The 18222-nt window shown below is 61.0% G+C and carries 18 protein-coding genes; 6 read left to right on the top strand and 12 right to left on the bottom strand.

The genetic code is table 11. The features are described from left to right. Positions 1–75: 75 nt before the first annotated feature. On the top strand, positions 76–750 hold the full coding sequence (locus tag AB6803_RS11305) for a DUF1345 domain-containing protein (protein ID WP_371108952.1): 675 nt from the start codon (positions 76–78) through the stop codon (positions 748–750). A gap of 27 nt (positions 751–777) precedes the next feature. On the opposite strand, the gene AB6803_RS11300 is transcribed toward AB6803_RS11305, so the two are convergent. From AB6803_RS11300 to AB6803_RS11275, 6 genes are all read right to left on the bottom strand, one after another. Then, positions 778–951 carry a DUF1328 domain-containing protein gene (locus AB6803_RS11300; RefSeq protein ID WP_371108951.1) on the bottom strand — a complete coding sequence of 58 codons (174 nt, stop codon included), beginning with the start codon at positions 949–951 and terminating at the stop codon, positions 778–780. 235 nt (positions 952–1186) lie between these two features. After that, positions 1187–2614: a gamma-aminobutyraldehyde dehydrogenase gene (locus AB6803_RS11295; RefSeq protein ID WP_371108950.1), complete on the bottom strand. Its 1428-nt coding sequence runs from the start codon at positions 2612–2614 to the stop codon at positions 1187–1189. A 12-nt stretch (positions 2615–2626) separates the two neighbouring features. Then, a complete protein-coding gene (locus AB6803_RS11290; protein ID WP_371108948.1) occupies positions 2627–3442 on the bottom strand; it encodes an ABC transporter permease in 816 nt (271 codons plus the stop codon). Continuing rightward, entirely contained in the window at positions 3432–4403 is a 972-nt protein-coding gene (locus tag AB6803_RS11285) for an ABC transporter permease (RefSeq protein ID WP_371108947.1), read from the bottom strand. The genes AB6803_RS11290 and AB6803_RS11285 overlap by 11 nt, the downstream gene beginning before the upstream one ends. Continuing rightward, on the bottom strand, positions 4400–5386 hold the full coding sequence (locus tag AB6803_RS11280) for an ABC transporter ATP-binding protein (protein WP_371108946.1): 987 nt from the start codon (positions 5384–5386) through the stop codon (positions 4400–4402). The genes AB6803_RS11285 and AB6803_RS11280 overlap by 4 nt, the downstream gene beginning before the upstream one ends. Before the next feature lie 188 nt (positions 5387–5574). Then, entirely contained in the window at positions 5575–6735 is a 1161-nt protein-coding gene (locus AB6803_RS11275; RefSeq protein ID WP_371108945.1) for an ABC transporter substrate-binding protein, read from the bottom strand. A 344-nt stretch (positions 6736–7079) separates the two neighbouring features. Between AB6803_RS11275 and AB6803_RS11270 the strand changes: the two genes are divergently transcribed. Beyond that, positions 7080–7721: a dihydrofolate reductase family protein gene (locus AB6803_RS11270; protein WP_371108944.1), complete on the top strand. Its 642-nt coding sequence runs from the start codon at positions 7080–7082 to the stop codon at positions 7719–7721. A 137-nt stretch (positions 7722–7858) separates the two neighbouring features. Here AB6803_RS11270 and AB6803_RS11265 read toward each other — a convergent pair whose 3' ends face one another. Next, entirely contained in the window at positions 7859–8473 is a 615-nt protein-coding gene (locus AB6803_RS11265; RefSeq protein ID WP_371108943.1) for a 3'-5' exonuclease, read from the bottom strand. A gap of 42 nt (positions 8474–8515) precedes the next feature. Beyond that, positions 8516–9424, bottom strand: a complete 909-nt coding sequence (locus tag AB6803_RS11260; RefSeq protein WP_371108942.1) for a LysR substrate-binding domain-containing protein — start codon at positions 9422–9424, stop codon at positions 8516–8518. Positions 9425–9618: 194 nt separating this feature from the next. On the opposite strand from AB6803_RS11260, the gene AB6803_RS11255 reads away from it, so the two are divergent. Continuing rightward, positions 9619–10455 carry a hypothetical protein gene (locus AB6803_RS11255; protein ID WP_371108941.1) on the top strand — a complete coding sequence of 279 codons (837 nt, stop codon included), beginning with the start codon at positions 9619–9621 and terminating at the stop codon, positions 10453–10455. A gap of 41 nt (positions 10456–10496) precedes the next feature. Here the strand turns inward: AB6803_RS11255 and AB6803_RS11250 are convergent, their stop codons facing one another. Beyond that, on the bottom strand, positions 10497–10775 hold the full coding sequence (locus AB6803_RS11250) for a hypothetical protein (RefSeq protein WP_371108940.1): 279 nt from the start codon (positions 10773–10775) through the stop codon (positions 10497–10499). Between the two features lie 99 nt (positions 10776–10874). Beyond that, a complete protein-coding gene (locus AB6803_RS11245; protein ID WP_371108939.1) occupies positions 10875–11879 on the bottom strand; it encodes a LacI family DNA-binding transcriptional regulator in 1005 nt (334 codons plus the stop codon). A gap of 207 nt (positions 11880–12086) precedes the next feature. On the opposite strand from AB6803_RS11245, the gene AB6803_RS11240 reads away from it, so the two are divergent. From AB6803_RS11240 to AB6803_RS11230, 3 genes are read left to right on the top strand one after another with little or no spacing between them, the layout of a single operon-like run. Further along, entirely contained in the window at positions 12087–13001 is a 915-nt protein-coding gene (locus tag AB6803_RS11240) for a sugar phosphate isomerase/epimerase family protein (RefSeq protein ID WP_371108938.1), read from the top strand. 49 nt (positions 13002–13050) lie between these two features. Beyond that, on the top strand, positions 13051–13974 hold the full coding sequence (locus AB6803_RS11235) for a TIM barrel protein (RefSeq protein WP_371108937.1): 924 nt from the start codon (positions 13051–13053) through the stop codon (positions 13972–13974). A gap of 17 nt (positions 13975–13991) precedes the next feature. Beyond that, positions 13992–15155 (top strand): Gfo/Idh/MocA family protein, encoded by a 1164-nt coding sequence (locus AB6803_RS11230; protein WP_371108936.1) that lies wholly within the window; start codon positions 13992–13994, stop codon positions 15153–15155. Between the two features lie 80 nt (positions 15156–15235). On the opposite strand, the gene lysS is transcribed toward AB6803_RS11230, so the two are convergent. Both lysS and gltX read right to left on the bottom strand, forming a co-directional pair. Next, positions 15236–16732: a lysine--tRNA ligase gene (gene lysS / locus AB6803_RS11225; RefSeq protein WP_371108935.1), complete on the bottom strand. Its 1497-nt coding sequence runs from the start codon at positions 16730–16732 to the stop codon at positions 15236–15238. 15 nt (positions 16733–16747) lie between these two features. Next, positions 16748–18205, bottom strand: coding sequence for a glutamate--tRNA ligase (gltX, locus tag AB6803_RS11220; RefSeq protein WP_371108934.1), 1458 nt, complete (start codon positions 18203–18205; stop codon positions 16748–16750). Positions 18206–18222: the final 17 nt, after the last annotated feature.

The following is an 18222-nucleotide window of genomic DNA, read 5'->3' as shown; positions in this document are numbered from 1 at the left end:
GCGGGGTCTCCTTTTATTTGCCACTCTCATCGGCGAATCGATGTCTGAGAGACAATTTGCAATCGGGAGAGCGGCATGGGCGTGGACGGACAGATGCATCGTTCCAGGGGGCTCGTGCTGCTGCGCAAGCATCAGGTGATTTTAGTTGCGACCGTTGTCGGAATAGCGGTTTTTCTGCTTCTGACATCACGACAGTTGAATGCGGGCAATTTGCTCATCGCCTGGGATGCGACCGCTGTCATCTATATTGCGTTCAGCCTCTACCGCATGCTGACGGCCGATGCGCGCCTTATCCGCAAGCGCTCCGCCGATCTTGATTTCTCGGATGTATTGCTGCTGTTCCTGTCGAGCGCGGCGGCAGTCGCCAGCATTGGCGGCATCCTCCTGGATCTGCTCGGCATCAAGGAGGCCTCGCCCGAGGTCGCAGCTTTCCGCGTGGGGATGGCGATCGTGACGATCCTGATCTCCTGGGTATTCCTGCATATGCTGTTCACCATCCATTACGCGCACCGCTTCTATGGCGAATCGGGCAAGGGACAGGGGCTGACATTTGCCGAGCCGTTGGAGGAGCCCATCTATTGGGACTTTCTCTATTTCTCCTTCACCATCGGCGTCGCCGCCCAGACCGCCGATATCGGCGTCTCCTCCGTCAGCATGCGCAAGCTGGTGCTGCTGCACTCCATACTGTCGTTCCTGTTCAATACGACGATCCTGGCTATGGCGATCAATGTCGGGGCGAGCCTGGTATAGCTCGCCCCTTCAAGGCATTGCCGATTGTCACAGTACGGCGTTACCAGCCATGACCGCCATGATCAGGAAGACCAGGAAGACGATCAGGAAGATCGCGAAGAGCACACGGGCAATCGTCGCCGTTGCGGCGGAAACGCCCGAAAAGCCGAAAAAGCCGGCGATCAGGGAAATCACGAAAAATATAATGGCCCATTTCAGCATGCGGAAATCTCCTCTGCGTTGCGTCCAGTAGAGACGCTTGAAACGGGAAATTGTTCCGATGCCGTTCTGATCGAGAGGCGAAGGCTGTGCCTCGTTCTACGACAGCCCATTTCATCCGCCAAGGCGAAATGGGATCTGTATATGCGGCACCCGCCGGCCCTTCGCTTTGGCTCAGGGCGCTCGTCGCTGCAATCGACCCAATGGGTCGATTGCTTCGGCTGCGCCGAACCGCTCCTCACCCGTGATTGATCATCACATGCCGCACGGCGGTGTAGTCCTCCAGCGCGTAGACCGACATGTCCTTACCGTAGCCGGATTGCTTGAGCCCGCCATGCGGCATTTCGTTGACCAGCATGAAGTGGGTGTTGATCCAAGTGCAGCCATATTGCAGGCGGGCCGCGGTCTGCATGCCGCGGCTGATGTCCTTGGTCCAGACGGAGGAGGCAAGGCCGTAGTCGCTGTCATTGGCCCAGGCAACGGCGTCGTCGGGATTGGTGAAGCGGGTGACAGAGACGACGGGGCCGAAAACTTCGCGGCGGACGATCTCGTCATCCTGCGTCGCGCCGGCCACGACGGTCGGAGCGTAAAAGAAGCCGCGTTCGCCTGATGTCTTGCCGCCGGTGGTGATCTCCATGTGCTTGTGTTCGGAGGCGCGTGCAACGAAGCTCTCGACGCGGTCGCGCTGGCGCTTCGAAATTAGCGGGCCGATTTCGTTTTCGGTATCGTCGGCGAGGTTGAACTTGATGCTCGAGACGGCGGAGGTGAGGTCGGCGACGAAATTGTCATAGACCTTGGCGTCGGCATAGATGCGGCAGGCGGCGGTGCAGTCCTGGCCGGCATTGTAATAGCCGAAGGTGCGGATGCCGGCGACGACGGCGTCGATATCGGCATCGTCGAAGATGATGACGGGTGCTTTGCCGCCGAGTTCCAGATGGGTGCGCTTCACCGTCTTGGCGGCGGCCTGCAACACCTTCTTGCCGGTGGCGACATCGCCGGTGATCGAGACCATGCCGATCTTCGGATGGTTGATCAGGGCGTTGCCGACGCTCTCGCCACGGCCGAGGATGACGTTGACGACGCCTTCAGGCAGGATCTCCGCCAGCAGCTTCGCCATCTTCAGTGCCGTCAGTGGCGTCTGTTCGGAAGGCTTGAAGACCACGGTATTGCCGCCGGCAATCGCCGGTGCCAGCTTCCAGGCCATCATCATCAGCGGGTAGTTCCACGGCGCGATCGAGCCGACGATGCCGATCGGGTCGCGGCGGATCATCGAGGTATGGCCGGGCAGATATTCGCCGGCGACCGGGCCATGCAGGTTGCGCACCGCGCCGGCAAAGAAGCGGTAGCAATCGACGATGGCGGGGATCTCGTCATTGAGCACAGCATTGATCGGCTTGCCGCAGTTGAGTGCTTCCAGCGCCGCAAAGCCTTCGGCATCCCGCTCTATGGCGTCGGCGATCTTCAGGAGATAGGTGGAGCGTTGGCCGGGCGTGGTCTGCGACCAGCTCGTGAACGCCTTTTCGGCAGCGTCGACGGCGGCGTCGATCTGACCGAGTGACGCTTCCGGTAGGTCGAGCACGGTCTCGCCGGTCTTCGGGTTGAGGATATGCTCCTCCGTTTCCGTGCCGGCCTCGAAGCGGGCGCCGATCAGCATTTGGATGTCCATAATAATCTCCCTCTATTTGCCGCCGCCGGCGATCTGGTCGCCGTCGCGGGTAAGATAATAGGCTGCCAGGATCGGCAGGAAGGTGACGAGCACGACGACCATGGCGACGACATTGGTGACAGGGCGCTGGCGCGGGCGAATGAGTTCCTGCAGCATCCAGATCGGTAAGGTCATCTGCTGGCCGCCGGTGAAGGTGGTGACGATGACCTCGTCGAAGGACAGCGCGAAGGCGAGCATGCCGCCGGCCAGCAGCGCCGTGCCGATATTCGGCAGGATGACATGGCGGAAGGTCTGGAAGCCGTCGGCGCCAAGGTCCATCGAGGCCTCGATCAGCGAACCCGAAGTGCGGCGGAAGCGGGCGACGGCATTGTTATAGACCACGACGACGCAGAAGGTGGCGTGGCCGAGAACGATGGTCCAGACTGAGAAGGGAATATCGAACAGGCTAAAAGCCGAGCGCAACGCAATGCCGGTGATGATGCCGGGCAGCGCAATCGGCAGGATGACCAGCAGCGAGATCGCCTCGCGGCCGAAGAATTTCGTCTGGCTGACGGCGGCAGCGCAAAGCGTGCCGAGCACCAGGGCAATGGCGGTGGCGATGGTGGCAACCTGCACCGACAGCGCCAGCGACGACCAGACATCCGGCCGGTTCCAGGCTATGCCGAACCATTGCAGCGTCAGGCCCGGTGGCGGCCACTGATAGCTCTTCTCCTCCGTCGTGAAGGCATAGACGAAGATCAAGAGGATCGGCAGATGTAGGAAGAGCAGGCCGCAGGCGGCGGCGGTCTTCAGGGGCAGGGAGGCGCGTTGGCCGCGATCAGAGCGCATCGAAAGCTCCCTTTTTCTTGGCGATCCAGAGATAGATGGCCATGATGACGATCGGTACGACCGAGAAGGCGGCGGCCAGCGGCACATTGCCGGCCGTGCCCTGCTGCGCATAGACCGCCTGGCCGATGAAGAGGCGCGAGGAGCCGATGATCTGCGGGATGATGTAGTCGCCGAGCGTCAGCGAGAAGGTGAAGATCGAGCCGGCGACGATGCCGGGCAGTGCCAGCGGCAGCAGCACGGTGCGGAAGGTCTGGTTCGGCGCGGCGCCCAGATCGGAGGAGGCTTCGAGCAGATTGGCGGGCACGCGCTCGAGAGCGGCCTGGGTCGGCAGGATCATGTAGGGCAGCCAGATATAGACGAAGACCAGGAAGGTGCCGATATAGCTCACCGAAAGCGAATTGCCGCCGATGACGGGCAAAGCAAGTAGGCTATCGAGCAGCCAGCCGAGGTAGAGCTTACCGAAAAGCCAGGTTAGGATGCCCTCCTTGGCGAGGATCAGCTTCCAGGCGTAGACCTTGACGAGATAGCTCGACCAGAGCGGCAGCATGACGCCGAGATAGAACAGCGCTTTCCATTTTCCCTGCGCATAACGCGCCGCATAATAGGCGATGGGGAAGGCGACGAAGGCGGAGGCGATGGTCACCAGCGCTGCCATGACGACGGTGCGGACGATGATGTCGAAATTGGCGGAATTCAGAAGCTGCGCGTAGGTCGCGAGCGTGAATTCGTAGTTCACCATTCCGGAGAAATCGTCGATCGAGAAGAAGCTCTGTAGCAATAGCGCAATCAACGCGCCGATATAGATAATGCCGAGCCAGAGGAGCGGCGGCGTCAGCATCAGGAAAAGGAAGAGTTTCGGGCGACGCCAGAAAAGATCCGAAAGGCGGCCGAAGAACCCGCCGCGGCCTGGCAGGATCGAGGTGGGCGCAGGCGCGGCCGTGGTGATGCTCGCCATCGTCATGCGGCGTCGTCCATGTAGTGCACGTCGGCGGGTGCCCAGGCGAGGCGGATCGATGCGCCGGTTTCCGGGATAGGCTGACCGGCCGGCACGGTGACGTGCAGCCGCGTGCCGTGTGCTTCGACGGAGAGGCGGGTGGCGGCACCGAGGAAGCTGGTTGCCTGCACAGTGGCGGCAAGGCCGGCGCTGTCGCCAAGACGAATGGCCTCGGGCCGCAAGCTCGCCCAGCGCCGTTCGCCGCCAAGCGATGACATCGTCTCGGGCGCGATCACATTGGAGGAACCGACGAAATCGGCGACGAATCTGGTCTTCGGTCGCTGATAGATGTCGTGCGGCGTGCCTTCCTGCACGATCTTGCCATTGTTGAAGACGGCGACGCGGTCGGCCATGGACAGCGCTTCGCCCTGGTCATGGGTGACGAAGACGAAGGTAATGCCGAGCGCCCGTTGCAGGCTCTTCAGCTCTTCCTGCATCTGCTCGCGCAGCTTCAGGTCGAGCGCACCGAGCGGCTCGTCTAGCAGAAGGACCTTCGGCTTGTTGACCAGCGCCCGGGCGAGCGCCACACGCTGGCGCTGGCCGCCGGAGAGCTGGCCGGGGCGCCGGGCGCCGTAGCCCGGCAGTTTCACCATTTCCAGCGCCTGTTCGGCAGCCTTCCAACGCTCGGCCTTGCCGATGCCCTTGACCATCAGCCCGTAGGCGACGTTGTCGAGGATATTGAGGTGCGGGAAGAGGGCGTAATCCTGAAACACGGTGTTGACGTTGCGCCGATAGGGCGGCACGCCCTCGGCGGTCTCGCCGAAAATCTCAATATGGCCGCCGGTCGGCTGCTCGAAGCCGGCAATCAATCTCAGGCAGGTGGTCTTGCCGGAGCCGGAAGGGCCGAGCATGGCGAAGAATTCACCGGGCGCGATCTCCAGATCGACGTGGTCGACGGCGCGGACCTGGCCGAAATGGCGCGATACCTGCTGGAAACGAACGGCGGTCATGGGTGCTCCGGGAAAAATGTTGTCATTCCTTCTCCCCGCCGGGGAGAAGGTGGCCCGAAGGGTCGGATCAGGGGGTGGTGCGGCATAAGCTGTCCTTCGCTTGTCGCTCAGGACGTTCGTCGCTTTGCTCCTCACCCCCTCATCTGCCCTGACGGGCATCTTCTCCCCGGTGGGGAGAAGAGGGAAGGTTACCTGCCCCCAATCACGCCGATATAATCGGAAACCCAGCGATGGTAAGGCACGCATTCGCTCTCGCTCGTGCACTTGGCGACCGGGGTTTTCCAGAACTTGATCTTGTCGAAGTGGTCATAGCCGTTGGTGGCGCAACCGCTGTCGGTCAGCAGCTCATTGCCCTTGCAGGCTGCCGGAACGGAGGGCACCGCGCCGAACCAGGCGGCGGCGTCACCCTGGACCTTGGCCTGAAGTGAATGTTCCATCCACATATAGGCGCAGTTCGGATGCTCGCTGTCGACATGCAGCATGGTCGTATCGGCCCAACCGGTCGCGCCTTCGTCGGGGAAGGTCGAGGCGATCTTTTGCTTGTCGGTCTGCAGCAGGTTCACCTGGAACGGCCAGGAGCCGGAGGCGACGACGCCTTCGTTCTTGAAATCGTCCGTCTGGATCATCGCATCATGCCAATAGCGGCTGACGAGCTTGCGCTGGCCGCGCAACAGGTCGAGAGCGGCCTTGTATTGATCTTCGTTGAGCTCGTAGGGATCCTTGATGCCGAGTTCCGGCTTGTGGGCCATCAGGTAAAGAGCAGCGTCGGCGATATAGATCGGACCGTCATAGGCCTGGACGCGGCCCTTGTTGGACTTGCCGTCCGGCAGGGTCATTTCCTCGAAGACGACGTTCCAGCTCTTCGGCGCCTGATCCTTGAAGGCGTCGGTGTTGTACATCAGCACGTTCGGCCCCCAAAGGTAGGGTACGCCGTAGTGGACGCCGTTGACGGTATGCCAGGGGGCATTCTTCAGCCGGTCGTCGAGGGTCTTCCAGCTTGGGATCAGATCCGTGTTGATCGGCTGGACGCGCTTGCCGGCGACGAGGCGGAGCGAGGCATCACCCGAGGCGGTGACGAGGTCGAAGCCGCCTTCGTTCATCAACGCCACCATTTCGTCCGAGGTCGCGGCGGTCTTGACGCTGACCTTGCAGCCGGTCTCCTTCTCGAAGCCCGTCACCCAGTCGTAATTCTTGTCGCTCTCACCACGCTCGATATAGCCGGCCCAGGCAACGACGCTGACGGCGCCTTCGCCCTTGCCGAGCGTCTTCAGCGGTTCGGCGGCGATGACCTGCGTGGCGAAACTTAAGCATGCGAGCGCAGCCGTGCATGATTTCAGCAAATGCTTCATCGAAGTCTCCCGGTTTTTGAGCCAATTTATGACGTCTTGTTCCCGGGGAAAAAGGTGACGCGATTTTGCCGTATTCGCAAATTCATTTATCAGAAAGTCGATATCGGAATTTCCGATTCCAGAAGACCAAATCATGTGGGGTAAGAGCCGGCGCGATGTTTGGCGGCTCGGAGGCGGTAATGGCGAATGTGTTCGAACGGGCGTTCTCATCCATTCTGCATGATCGAAAAAAATAAAATAAATTGTCGACTTCCGACAACGCCAATCGTCCTAGTGAACGGAGTTAGCCGCAATGCGCCGGCGCGGATCTCTGCCCTATAGTGCCGGCATGTATGGAGGTACAATTGACTAAAGTAAAAGTTGCTGGGTTCAGTGTCTCGCTTGATGGTTTCGCTGCGGGCATCGATCAGAGTCTGGAGCGCCCGCTCGGCTTGCGAGGCGAGGAGCTTTTTCAGTGGTTTTTCCCGACGCGCGCGTTTCGTCAGATGCTCGGAAAAGACGACGGAGAAACGGGCCTTGATGACCGGTTCGGCCAACGCGCCATGGAAGGTTTCGGTGCCTTCATCCTGGGCCGTAACATGTTCGGGCCTGTTCGCGGCGAATGGCCCGACGATCAATGGAAAGGCTGGTGGGGTGATAATCCGCCTTATCACGCACCGACTTTCATACTGACACATTATCCCAGACCATCGATCGAGATGCTCGGTGGAACGACATTTCACTTTGTCAGTGGTGGTATTGAGGAGGCGTTGCAAAAGGCGCGCCAAGCGGCGGGCGCAAAGGACATCAAGATTGGCGGCGGTGCCGAGACCGTGAGGCAATATGTTCAGGCCGGCCACGTCGATGAAATTCATCTTGCTTTTGTCCCCACAGCGCTCGGCCAAGGAGAACCGCTCTTTAGCGGCATTGATCTTCATGCGTTGGGATACCGGACAATCGAACATGTTCCGACGGAGCGAGCCACGCATATTGTTCTCGCAAAGTAGAGTTGGAGATTGAGAGGCTATGGCGCTCCGGAGGTGTTTGCCTGTTGAGACCGATTCTTAACTGCCATCGGGCGGCAAGCGGAACCTTGCCGCCCGACTGGTCGAGCCCAGACCCGAGAGTATTTCCAGGAAAGGCCCTACAGGCGTTCGAAGACCTTAGGCTGTAATTTCCCAGCCTTCATAAGATGTTGCAGGGTATAGGACACTGAAAGTGCATCGTCGAGCGCGTCATGACCCTGCAGAGGAAGATGGTCCACGCCATAATAGTCGGCGAGCTTATTGCTTGGGGTCTTCGCCAGGTCCTTAATGGGCATTTCCGCCGCGAGCAGTAATTTGACGGCATTGTCAAAGCGCCAGGCAGGGATTGGCGGCTGAATTCCGGCGACATAGCAACTGATCGCCACCATGTTCAGCTCGTCCTTGCCCCAGGACCAGAAGCGGGCGCCGTCCGAGAAGCTGTCGAGGCCGGCAAGTGCATCCTGCAAGGTGAGGCCTTCCGTCTTGATATTCTTTTCAGTAATGCCGGTCAGCGTGGTGAAGAACGGGTCGAGCGCATATTGGTTGCCAAACCGGTCGATTGGGCGGACATAGGCTTTATAGGTGCCCAGAATGGGGAAGTCGCTTTCCAGGCTCAGCTTGACCGCTCCAATCTCTGCGATCACTGGATCGGGATCATGCGCCGCGCACCAGAATCTGCGTTGCGAGCCTTCGAGACATAGAAATTCGCAGTCGAATATTATGGCGGCCTTCATGATTGATCCTCCGCTCCTTGGTGCCTGTGGAATAGCTCTCCACTATCGCTGCCGCCCCGAGCGCATGCTTTCGGCGACGCCGACAAAATCGCGGGCCGCCTGCGGCAGGCTCGATCCTTTCCGCCAGACCATGCCGACCTGCACGACCGGCAGCGAGCCGGAGACGTCGCGGCTCTCGATGCGGTCGCCTTCCAGCGACCAGGGGCGGTAGACGAGATCCGGCAGCAGCGCGACGCCGGCGCCGGTGGCGACCAGGCTGCGCACGGCCTCGACGGAGCGGGTACGGAAGGCGACATGCGGGCGAGCGCCGAGCGCCGTCAGCAGCTTGCCGGTGTTTTCCTCGATTTCGTCGATGGTCAGCATGATCAGCGGTTCGCGGGTGATGTCGGCAACGCTGATGATGTCGGCGGAGACAAGGGGATGACCCATGGGCAGCCAGAGCCGATAGGGGGATGTTTCCAGGATCTCGGCTTGCAGCGCCATGCGGTCGCGCAGATTGGAAATGACCATGACGGCAACGTCGAGCTCGCCACCAACCAGAAGATGTTCCAGATAGCCGCCATTGTCCTCGATGGCGCTGACTTCGACACCGGGGCAGGCGCGGCGATAGCGCGCCAGGAGATCGGAGAGCACATAGCCGGCGACGAGCGAGGTGACGCCGATGTTCAGCGTGCCGCCGGCGGCATTCTGCTGGCCGGAAAAGCTGGTGCGGGCGTCGGAAACGGTCGCGAGGATCTTCGTCGCGTGGCGCAAAAACTGATGGCCGTTGTGGGTGATGGTGAGCCCGCGCGGATGGCGCTCGAACAGCTCGACGCCGAGATCGCTTTCCAGTTCTTTCAGCGCTTCGGTGACCGAGGATTGTGAGATCGACAGGTTCTGCGCGGCGCGTGTGACCGAGCCCTGTTCGGCCACGGCGACGAAGTATTGAAGCTGTCTCAAAGTGAACGCCATGTCCCGGTTAAAGCATGGCTGCGCGGCATAAGGCAAGAACCGACATCGGACTGAAAAATCTGGACCTTTTTTGGTAAAAGCAGCGACGGCGACACAAGTTTCATCTCTGTTTTAAGCATTCCGAAACGCCACACCCCTAACGTGAGGATCGATCATCTTGTCGCGTTGGAGTGCTTTATGCTGGAGCAGTTGGCGTGAGCGCCTTACTGCATATGTTCCGGTCACCCCGGAAGCTCGTCGTCCTCATCGGCGGAGTGGCCTTGTTGATAGGCTCCTCCGGCGCTTTCGCGCTTTATATGGGCAGGGACAAGCTTCAGAGTTTCGTTTCGGCCTCCCCAAATGGCCTGCAATGCAGCGACGTCAGCCTCGTCACCATTCGCAAGGAAAACCGCTTCTGGGTGCGCAAATATATCCGCACGGATCCGACCGATGGCCTGACGCGTGTGAGGACAGCACTCCGCGTCGCCAAGGCCGTTTATGAGGAGCAGAAACCGGATCTCGTTCAGGTGGTGGTTCTCGACAAGAATGGACCGACTTTGCGATCCGATATTCGCGGCCGGGCGCTCGGTGCCGATGTCGTCTATGTGCCGCATCCGGAAAAGGTCGCTGATGGTACCGTCGAGGCGCCAGTCACGGCGCGTTATTACAATGGCGATGCGAGCACTCAGGGCCTGTTCTACGGCGAGCAGATCAACATGCTGCCCAAGGATATCGACGCGACGCTGGCTGGGCTAAAAAATTATAGTGATTGCGAGGATCCCCTGGCCGCCGAGAACGGCAAGGGTGGCGACGCCAAGGCGGACAAGCAGAAGGCAGCAGTAGCGGCGGAAGAAAAGGCTGCGGCGAAGGAAGCCGCCCATGCTGCACCCGAGCGGCGTGAGCCCGCGACGACCGGCAACCTGCCGCCCGAGCCCGACAAGGGCGACGAATTCATCGGCGTCGATGCCACCGACCCGAAGGCGGCGCCACCGCCGGGTCTAGACCCGACAATGACGGGCGCCAGCAACCGGCGATCGCCGGTGACGAATTGATCCGGGCTAACGTCGCTGTTTCCGGCCTACGATGAAGACCCTCAATCCGCCAGATGCTTCTCGCCAATGGCCTGGTAAAGCGCGAACAGGGCCTCATGAACATTGCTGGCGAGGCGGTAGAATTCCGGATCGGCGAGAATGGCGGGGTGTTGCAGCAGGTGATCGTCGGTCATGTCGAGCATGAGCGAGGCCGTATGCATCGCTTCGTGGCAACCGAAGGTCCCCGGTGCGAACTGAGACAGATCGACATCGCCGATCTCGGCAAGATCGGCCAGCCGCTGCTGTTCGTTGTCGGTGTCTGCGGTCGTGTTGTCGGTCATGGATTCGCACCTTTGATGTGAGGGCGGCGAAGATGCCGCCGCGGTTGGCGGGACTTATACGCCATCTGGTGGCAATGACCACCCGCAACCGCGATTGGTTCAGAGGTTCTCCGAGGTTACGGTGAGAAAGCGCACGGGCTCGGCGCTGACCTCGACATCGATCAGCCCCAATGTCTTCAACGTCAGGTCGATCGAGCGGCGTGCCTGGATCTCCGGCGCCTGATCCAGCACGATCGACAGGATGCCCTGGCGCAGGTAGCCGCGTGTCTGCTCGGTCAGTTCATGGCCGACCCAGAATATCCCTCGCTGCCGGTTTTGCTGGAGAACGGAAGCGACGGCCACATTATCACCTCCAGCGCTGTAGACGCCGATGATATTGGGATCGCGGGTGAGGGCAGCGCGAAGCAGTTCCATGGCATTATGCTCATCGTCGAAGTCGAACATCACTTCTGTGAAGGCGTGGGCGTTCGAACCCTGCTCGGCGAGATAGGCGGAAAACCCGCGAATGCGCTCCTTGTGGTTCTCATAGGCACCGCTGTGACAGAGCGCGACGAAGGCGCCCATCTGTCCGGCCAGCATGCGTGACATATAGTGGGCGGCGGTGCGGCCGGCGGCGTAGTTGTCGATCCCGACATAGGGCAGCTCCGGTGCCGGGCGGGTCATGATCTGGACGACGGGAATTCCGAGGCCGCGCGCCTGTCTGACGCTGGTGACCACGTCCGGATGGTCCGGCGCGACGACGATCAGCGCCGATCTGCGGACTTTCGGATTGGCGATATAATGGGCGAAGTCCGCCGGGTCGTTTTCCCGGGCAAAGGTGCGGTGAACGAGGATGCCATGGTCGAGGGAGGCGGCGATGCGCTCAAAAGCCTGGTTCATCCGCGAATAGAAGCTGGTTTCCGGCCGCACCAGGATCACCTCGATCCGGATGAGACCGCGATGGGCGTTCGACAGCGCATGCCGGTAGTTCAGCCTCTTGGCGGCAAGAAACACCTTTTCTACGGTTTCGGGCCGGACGCCGCCACGGCCGTTGACGACGCGCTCGACCGTGGCCGTGCCGACGCCGGCCGCTTCCGCGACATCCTTCAAGGTGACCTTCGTCATCCACTCCTCCGGCAGCATCAGCTCAGCCCTGCATCCATGCTGCCCTACGCCAATGATCAAATTTGATCAAGGAAGGATTGGAGAGCCGGCACGGTGCGGGCCTATCCTCCGGGCAATTCGGGAGGAAAACCGAATCCTTGAAAACGATCCAGACGAAAGAGCATCCGCTGGCCCTCTCATGGTCGAGCGGATGACGGAGGAGCCCCGATGAAGATCGCACTCGACCCGCATATGCACCGGCACCTGCCGCTCGATCAACTTTGCCGCAAGGCCGCGGAGCTTGGCTATGACCATATCGAACTGTCGCCGCGCGATGATTTCCTTCCCTGGTGGGTGCGGCCTCGTGCTCACAAGGAGCGCATCGCCGAATTCAAGGCAGCGCTGAAGGACCACGGTGTCAAGCTCGCATCGCTTCTGCCGATGTATCGCTGGGCAAGCCCGCACGAGGATGAGCGGCAGGCGGCGGTCAGCTATTGGAAGGAAGCGATCCGGGTCGCCGTCGAGATGGATTGCGACACGATGAATTCGGAATTCGGCCGCGGCCCTTCGCCGGACCGGAGCCACCGCTCCATTTGCTGCGGCGGCATGCATACCCACGAACACAGCGAGGCGGCCTGGTGGCGTTCGATCGAGGAACTCGTTCCGGTCTTCGAAAAGGAAGGCGTTACCCTCAACATGGAGCCGCATCCTGAAGACTGGTGCGAGACGCTGCATCCGGCGATCGACATGCTGAAGACGATTGGTTCCGACAGAGTGAAGTTCCTCTACTGCGCACCACACACCTTCTACTTCGGCGACGACATGGCGAAGATGATCCGGGACGCGGGTCCGCTGATCAACCATGTGCATGTGGCCGACACCTATAACCATAGGGCGTCCTCCGGCCTGCGCTACATCGTCAATCCGCCAGGCGCGAAGGTGACGATCCACCAGCACATGGACATGTACCAGGGCGAGATCGACTGGGACGTCTTCTTCTCGTCGCTGGCGGCGGTCGGCTTCGACGGCATCGTCACGGCTTGCGTCTTCGGCTGGGAAGAGCGGGCTGACGCTTCCGGAAAGTTCATGCGCTCGGAAATCCAGACATATGTCGACAAATACTGGCCGACGAAACGCGCCTGAGCACTGGCCCGCCGTTCGACCTTACCGATATCAGACAGGAAATGACCCCGTGACCATCACGATTACGACCGCTCCATGCTGCTGGGGCGTGGACGACGTCAAAAATCCGAACTTGCCTGCCTGGGAGCGCGTTTTTGACGAAGCCGCTGCCGCCGGCTATGGCGGTCTTGAACTTGGGCCATACGGCTATGTGCCGCTCGATCACCAGCGGGTCGCCGAGGCTCTCTCCGAGCGCAATCTCTTCATCGTCGCCGGCACGATTTTCGATGACCTTGTTTCTCCGGACAATCGCCAGAACCTGCTTCGGCAGACGGACGAGATCTGCGCCGTGATCACCAGGCTGCCGCAGTCGGAGCAGGCTGACGGCCAGCGGTTCAGGACGCCCTATCTCACCGTCATGGACTGGGGGCATGACGATAGGGATTATGCCGCCGGTCATTCCGACCGCGCGCCGCGATTGTCCGACAAGGACTGGGCGGGCATGGTCGCCAACATCAAGGCCATCGCCGAGCTTGCCCGAGACAAATACGGCGTCCGCGCCGTCATCCATCCCCATGCCGGCGGTTATATCGAGTTCGCCGACGAGATCGAACGGATCGCGAGGGACGTACCGGCCGAGACGGCCGGCTTCTGCCTCGATACCGGCCATACCTATTATGCCGGCATGGATCCTGTGGAGGCGCTGCGCCGCTATTCGGACCGGCTCGACTACGTCCATTTCAAGGATATCGACCAGGCGGTGTTCGAGCGCGTGCTCGGCGAGAAGATCCGTTTCTTCGAGGCTTGCGCCCAGGGCGTCATGTGCCCGATCGGTCGGGGCTTCATCGACTATCCCGAGGTGAAGCGGACGCTCGCCGAGATCGGCTATCACGGTTTCATCACCGTCGAGCAGGAACGCGATCCGTCGAGTGTGGCGGGGAGCCTCGAGGATGTGAAGGAAAGCCGCGATTATCTGCGCTCGGTCGGCTTCTAGGAACAGGGAATAGGGCAATGTCAGGACTGAAGAGAAAGCCGATCCGCTGGGGCATGGTCGGAGGCGGGCGCGGCAGCCAGATCGGCTATATCCATCGCTCGGCGGCACTCAGGGACAGCATATTCGAACTCGTGGCCGGCGCTTTCGATATCGATCCGGAGCGCGGTCGGGCCTTCGGTGTGGAGCTTGGGCTCGACGAGGCGCGCAGCTATGCGGATTATCTGGCTATGTTTGCCGCGGAGGCCAAGCGGCCAGACGGCATCGAGGCCGTCTCGATCGCGACTCCGAACAATACCCATTTTGCCATCTGTAAGGCCGCGCTGGAGCATGATCTGCATGTCGTCTGCGAGAAGCCGCTTTGTTTCACCATTGCCGAGGCCGAAGAACTGAAGGCGCTTTCGCAGGTGCGGAACCGTATCGTCGGCGTCACCTATGGCTACGCCGGGCACCAGATGATCGAGCAGGCGCGGGCCATGGTGAGGAATGGTGATCTCGGGGAAATCCGTATCGTCAATTTGCAGTTCGCCCATGGTTTCCATAGCGCGGCGGTCGAGGAGCTGAACCCGTCCACGCGCTGGCGCGTCGATCCGAAATTCGCCGGTCCGAGCTATGTGCTCGGCGATGTCGGGACGCATCCGCTCTATATTTCGGAAGTCATCCTGCCGCATCTGAAGATCAAGCGGTTGATGTGCACGCGCCAGAGCTTCGTCAAGAGCCGGGCGCCGCTTGAGGACAATGCCGTGACCCTGATGGAATACGACAACGGCGCGCTCGCAACCGTCTGGTCGAGCGCCGTCAATGCCGGTTCCATGCATGGCCAGAAGGTCCGCATCGTCGGGTCGAAGGCAAGCGTCGAATGGTGGGACGAGCGTCCCAACCAGCTCTCCTGTGAGATCCAGGGCGAGCCGGTGCGTATCCTTGAGCGAGGCATGGACTATCTCTATCCGGAGGCCCGGATCGACGACCGCATCGGCGGCGGCCATCCGGAGGGGCTGTTCGAAGCCTGGGCCAATCTCTACCGGCGCTTCGGCTTTGCCATCGACGGGCAGCGTGGCCTTGCGCCAGCCGGAATGGAAGAGCTCGGCTTTCCCGATGTCCATGCCGGCCTTGAGGGTGTGCGATGGGTGGAGAATTGCGTGCGTTCCGCCGATGCGGGTGGTGTCTGGGTGGAATACGCGTAAGCGCTATTGTATGAACGACAAAGGCCGCCAGGGTCACCATGGCGGCCTTTGTTTTTTTATGCTGTCTTGGCTAAGCCGGCTCAGTCCGCCTTGGCGCGGCGTGCCGGGAACAGGATGATGTCGCGGATCGACGGGGAGTTGGTCAGCAGCATGATCAGGCGATCGACGCCGATGCCGAGGCCGCCGGCGGGCGGCATGCCCTGGTCGATGGCGTCGAGGAATTCCTCGTCCAGTTCCTTCTGCTTCTCGCCGCGCGCATGCGCCTGCTCCAACTGCTCGACCATGCGGGCGCGCTGCTCTTCCGGATCGTTGAGTTCCGAGAAGGCGTTGCCGAGTTCCCACGCGTTGCAGTAGGTCTCGAAGCGTTCGACGAGGCGCGGTTCGCCCGGCACTTCCTTGGCGAAGGGCGAGATGTCCTTCGGGAAATGCGTGACGTGCGACGGCTGGATCAGCGTGCCTTCGACCTTCTCTTCGAAGATGAAGGCGAGGCATTCGCCCCAGGTGGCGTCCTTCTCGACGGTAAAGCCGGCGGCCTTGGAGGCGGCGCGGGCTTCCTCGTCGGTCTTGAGCGCCAGGAAGTCGATGCCGGTCGCTTCCTTGACGGCATCGGGCATGGGCACGCGACGGAACGGACCCTTGAAGGAGATCTGCTTATCGCCGAAGGCAAATTCCGTGCTGCCGTGGATCGACAGCGCCAGCGTCGAGAACAGACGCTCGACGAGGTCCATGATGTCCTCGTAGTCGGCATAGGCCCAATAGCACTCCATCATGGTGAATTCTGGATTGTGCCGGGTCGAGACGCCTTCGTTGCGGAAGTTGCGGTTGATCTCGAACACCTTGTCGGTGAGGCCCGAAACCAGCGTGCGCTTCAGGAACAGTTCCGGCGCGATGCGCAGGTACATGTCGAGCTTCAGCGTGTTGTGATGCGTCTTGAACGGCTCGGCGGTGGCGCCGCCATAGACCGAATGCAGCATCGGCGTTTCGACTTCCATGAAGCCGTCATCTTCCATGAAGCGACGGATACCGGAGACGATGCGGCTGCGCTGCTGGAAGCGGAGCTTGGATTCTTCGTTGGTCATGATGTCGAGATGGCGCTTGCGGTAGCGCAGCTCGATGTCGGAGAGGCCATGCCACTTCTCGGGCATCGGCAGCAGCGACTTGGTCAGCATGGTGATCTGCTGGGCGTTGATCGTCAGCTCACCGCGCTTGGTGCGGCGGACGACGCCGGTGACGCCGATGATGTCGCCGATATCGATCATCGGCAGCAGGGCGCGGGCGTCTTCGCCGGTGACGTCCTTGTGGCTGAAGATCTGGATCTTGCCGGAGGCGTCATGGATGTCCATGAACATGCCGGAATTGCGTGACGAGTAGACGCGGCCGGCAACGGTGACGACATCGGTGGTTTCCGTGTCCGGCTCCAGGCCTTCATATTTCGCCGTCAGCTCGGCATTGGTCAGCGTCCGGTGAAAATGCGCCGGATAGACGTCGCCGATCTTTTCGCGCAGCAGCTTCAGCTTCTGGGCGCGAACTTCCGTTGCGTCGGAGGAGAGGGCTGATGTTTCGGTCTTGTCGTTCATGGTTCTACGTCCGGTTCAGTTCTTCGGGCCGACGAGCGTCGCAACGGTCTGGGCGGCAAGTTTCAGCCGCTGGCGCACGACGGAGCGGCCAAGGATCGCCATGCTATCGAAAAGCGGCAGCGAGCGCGAGGAGCCCGATACGGCGACGAAGAGCGGCGCGACGATGACCTTCAGCTTGTTGCCCATGCGGTCGGCAATGGCGCGCAGTTCGGCTTCGATCGTCTCGACATTCCATTCGAGGATCTTTTCGAGGTCCGGCTGCACCGTATTCAGGATTTCCAGCAGTTCTTCCGGCGTCGACTTGATCTTGGCAAAAGCGGAGGGATCGAGATTGAGGTCGGACTTGAACAGGAAGCCGGTGAGATCCGGCAGTTCGCCGAGCTTGGAGATGCGCGACTGCGACAGCTTCAGGCCTTCCTGCAGGCGGCTGTTTTCCATCGCCCAGGTCAGAACCCGCTGCTGGAATTCCTCTTCCGAGAACTTTTCGCGGATCCAGCGGCCGTTCAGCCAGTCGAGCTTCTGGATATCGAAGATCGCGCCGGCCTTGGAGAGGTTTTCCGGATCGAACTTTTCGGCCAGCTCATCCATGGTCAACAGCTCGTCGCCTTCAGCGATCTGCATGAAGAACAGGCCGAGGAAGTTCATCAGCGCTTCGGGGATATAGCCGAGTGCCGTGTAATAGGAGATCGAGGTCGGGTTCTTGCGCTTCGACAGCTTCGACTTGTCGGCATTGCGCATCAGCGACAGGTGCATGAAGACCGGCGGTTCGAGGCCGAGATAGCGATAGATCAGGATGTGCTTCGGCACCGAGGCGAGCCATTCCTCGCCACGCGCCACATGGGTGATCTTCATCAGATGGTCGTCGACGACGTTGGCCATATGATAGGTCGGCATGCCGTCGGCCTTGAGCAGAACCTGCATGTCCACGGCATCCCACGGGATTTCGACGTCGCCATAGACGCCGTCATGGAACTTGCAGGTGCCTTCGGTCGGTATCTTCATACGCACGACATGCGGCTCGCCGGCGGCGACGCGCGACGTGACTTCCTCAGCCGAAAGGTTCAGACAGTGGCCGTCATATTTCGGCGGCAGGCCGGCGGCGCGCTGGGCGGCGCGCATCTGCTCCAGGCGCTCCGGCGTGCAGAAGCAGCGGAAGCCGTGGCCGGCATCGACGATCTTCTCGACGTAGGGCTTGTAGAGATCCTTGCGGTCGCTCTGGCGATAGGGGCCGTAGGGGCCGCCGATATCGGGACCTTCCGACCATTTAAGGCCGCACCATTTCAGCGCGTCGAGCACCTTGGTCTCGAATTCCGGGGTCGACCGCGTCGCGTCGGTGTCTTCGATGCGCAGGATAAACTCGCCGCCATGCTTCTTGGCGAAGAGATAATTGAACAGTGCGATATAGGCGGTGCCGACATGGGGCTCGCCGGTCGGGGAGGGTGCGATGCGGACGCGAACGCCTGAAGTGGTCATTTTGTTTGCCCGTCAGA

The sequence above is a fragment of the Rhizobium sp. RCC_161_2 genome (assembly GCF_041355235.1).
Classification (GTDB): domain Bacteria; phylum Pseudomonadota; class Alphaproteobacteria; order Rhizobiales; family Rhizobiaceae; genus Rhizobium.
This window is presented reverse-complemented; position numbering and strand designations above follow the sequence as displayed.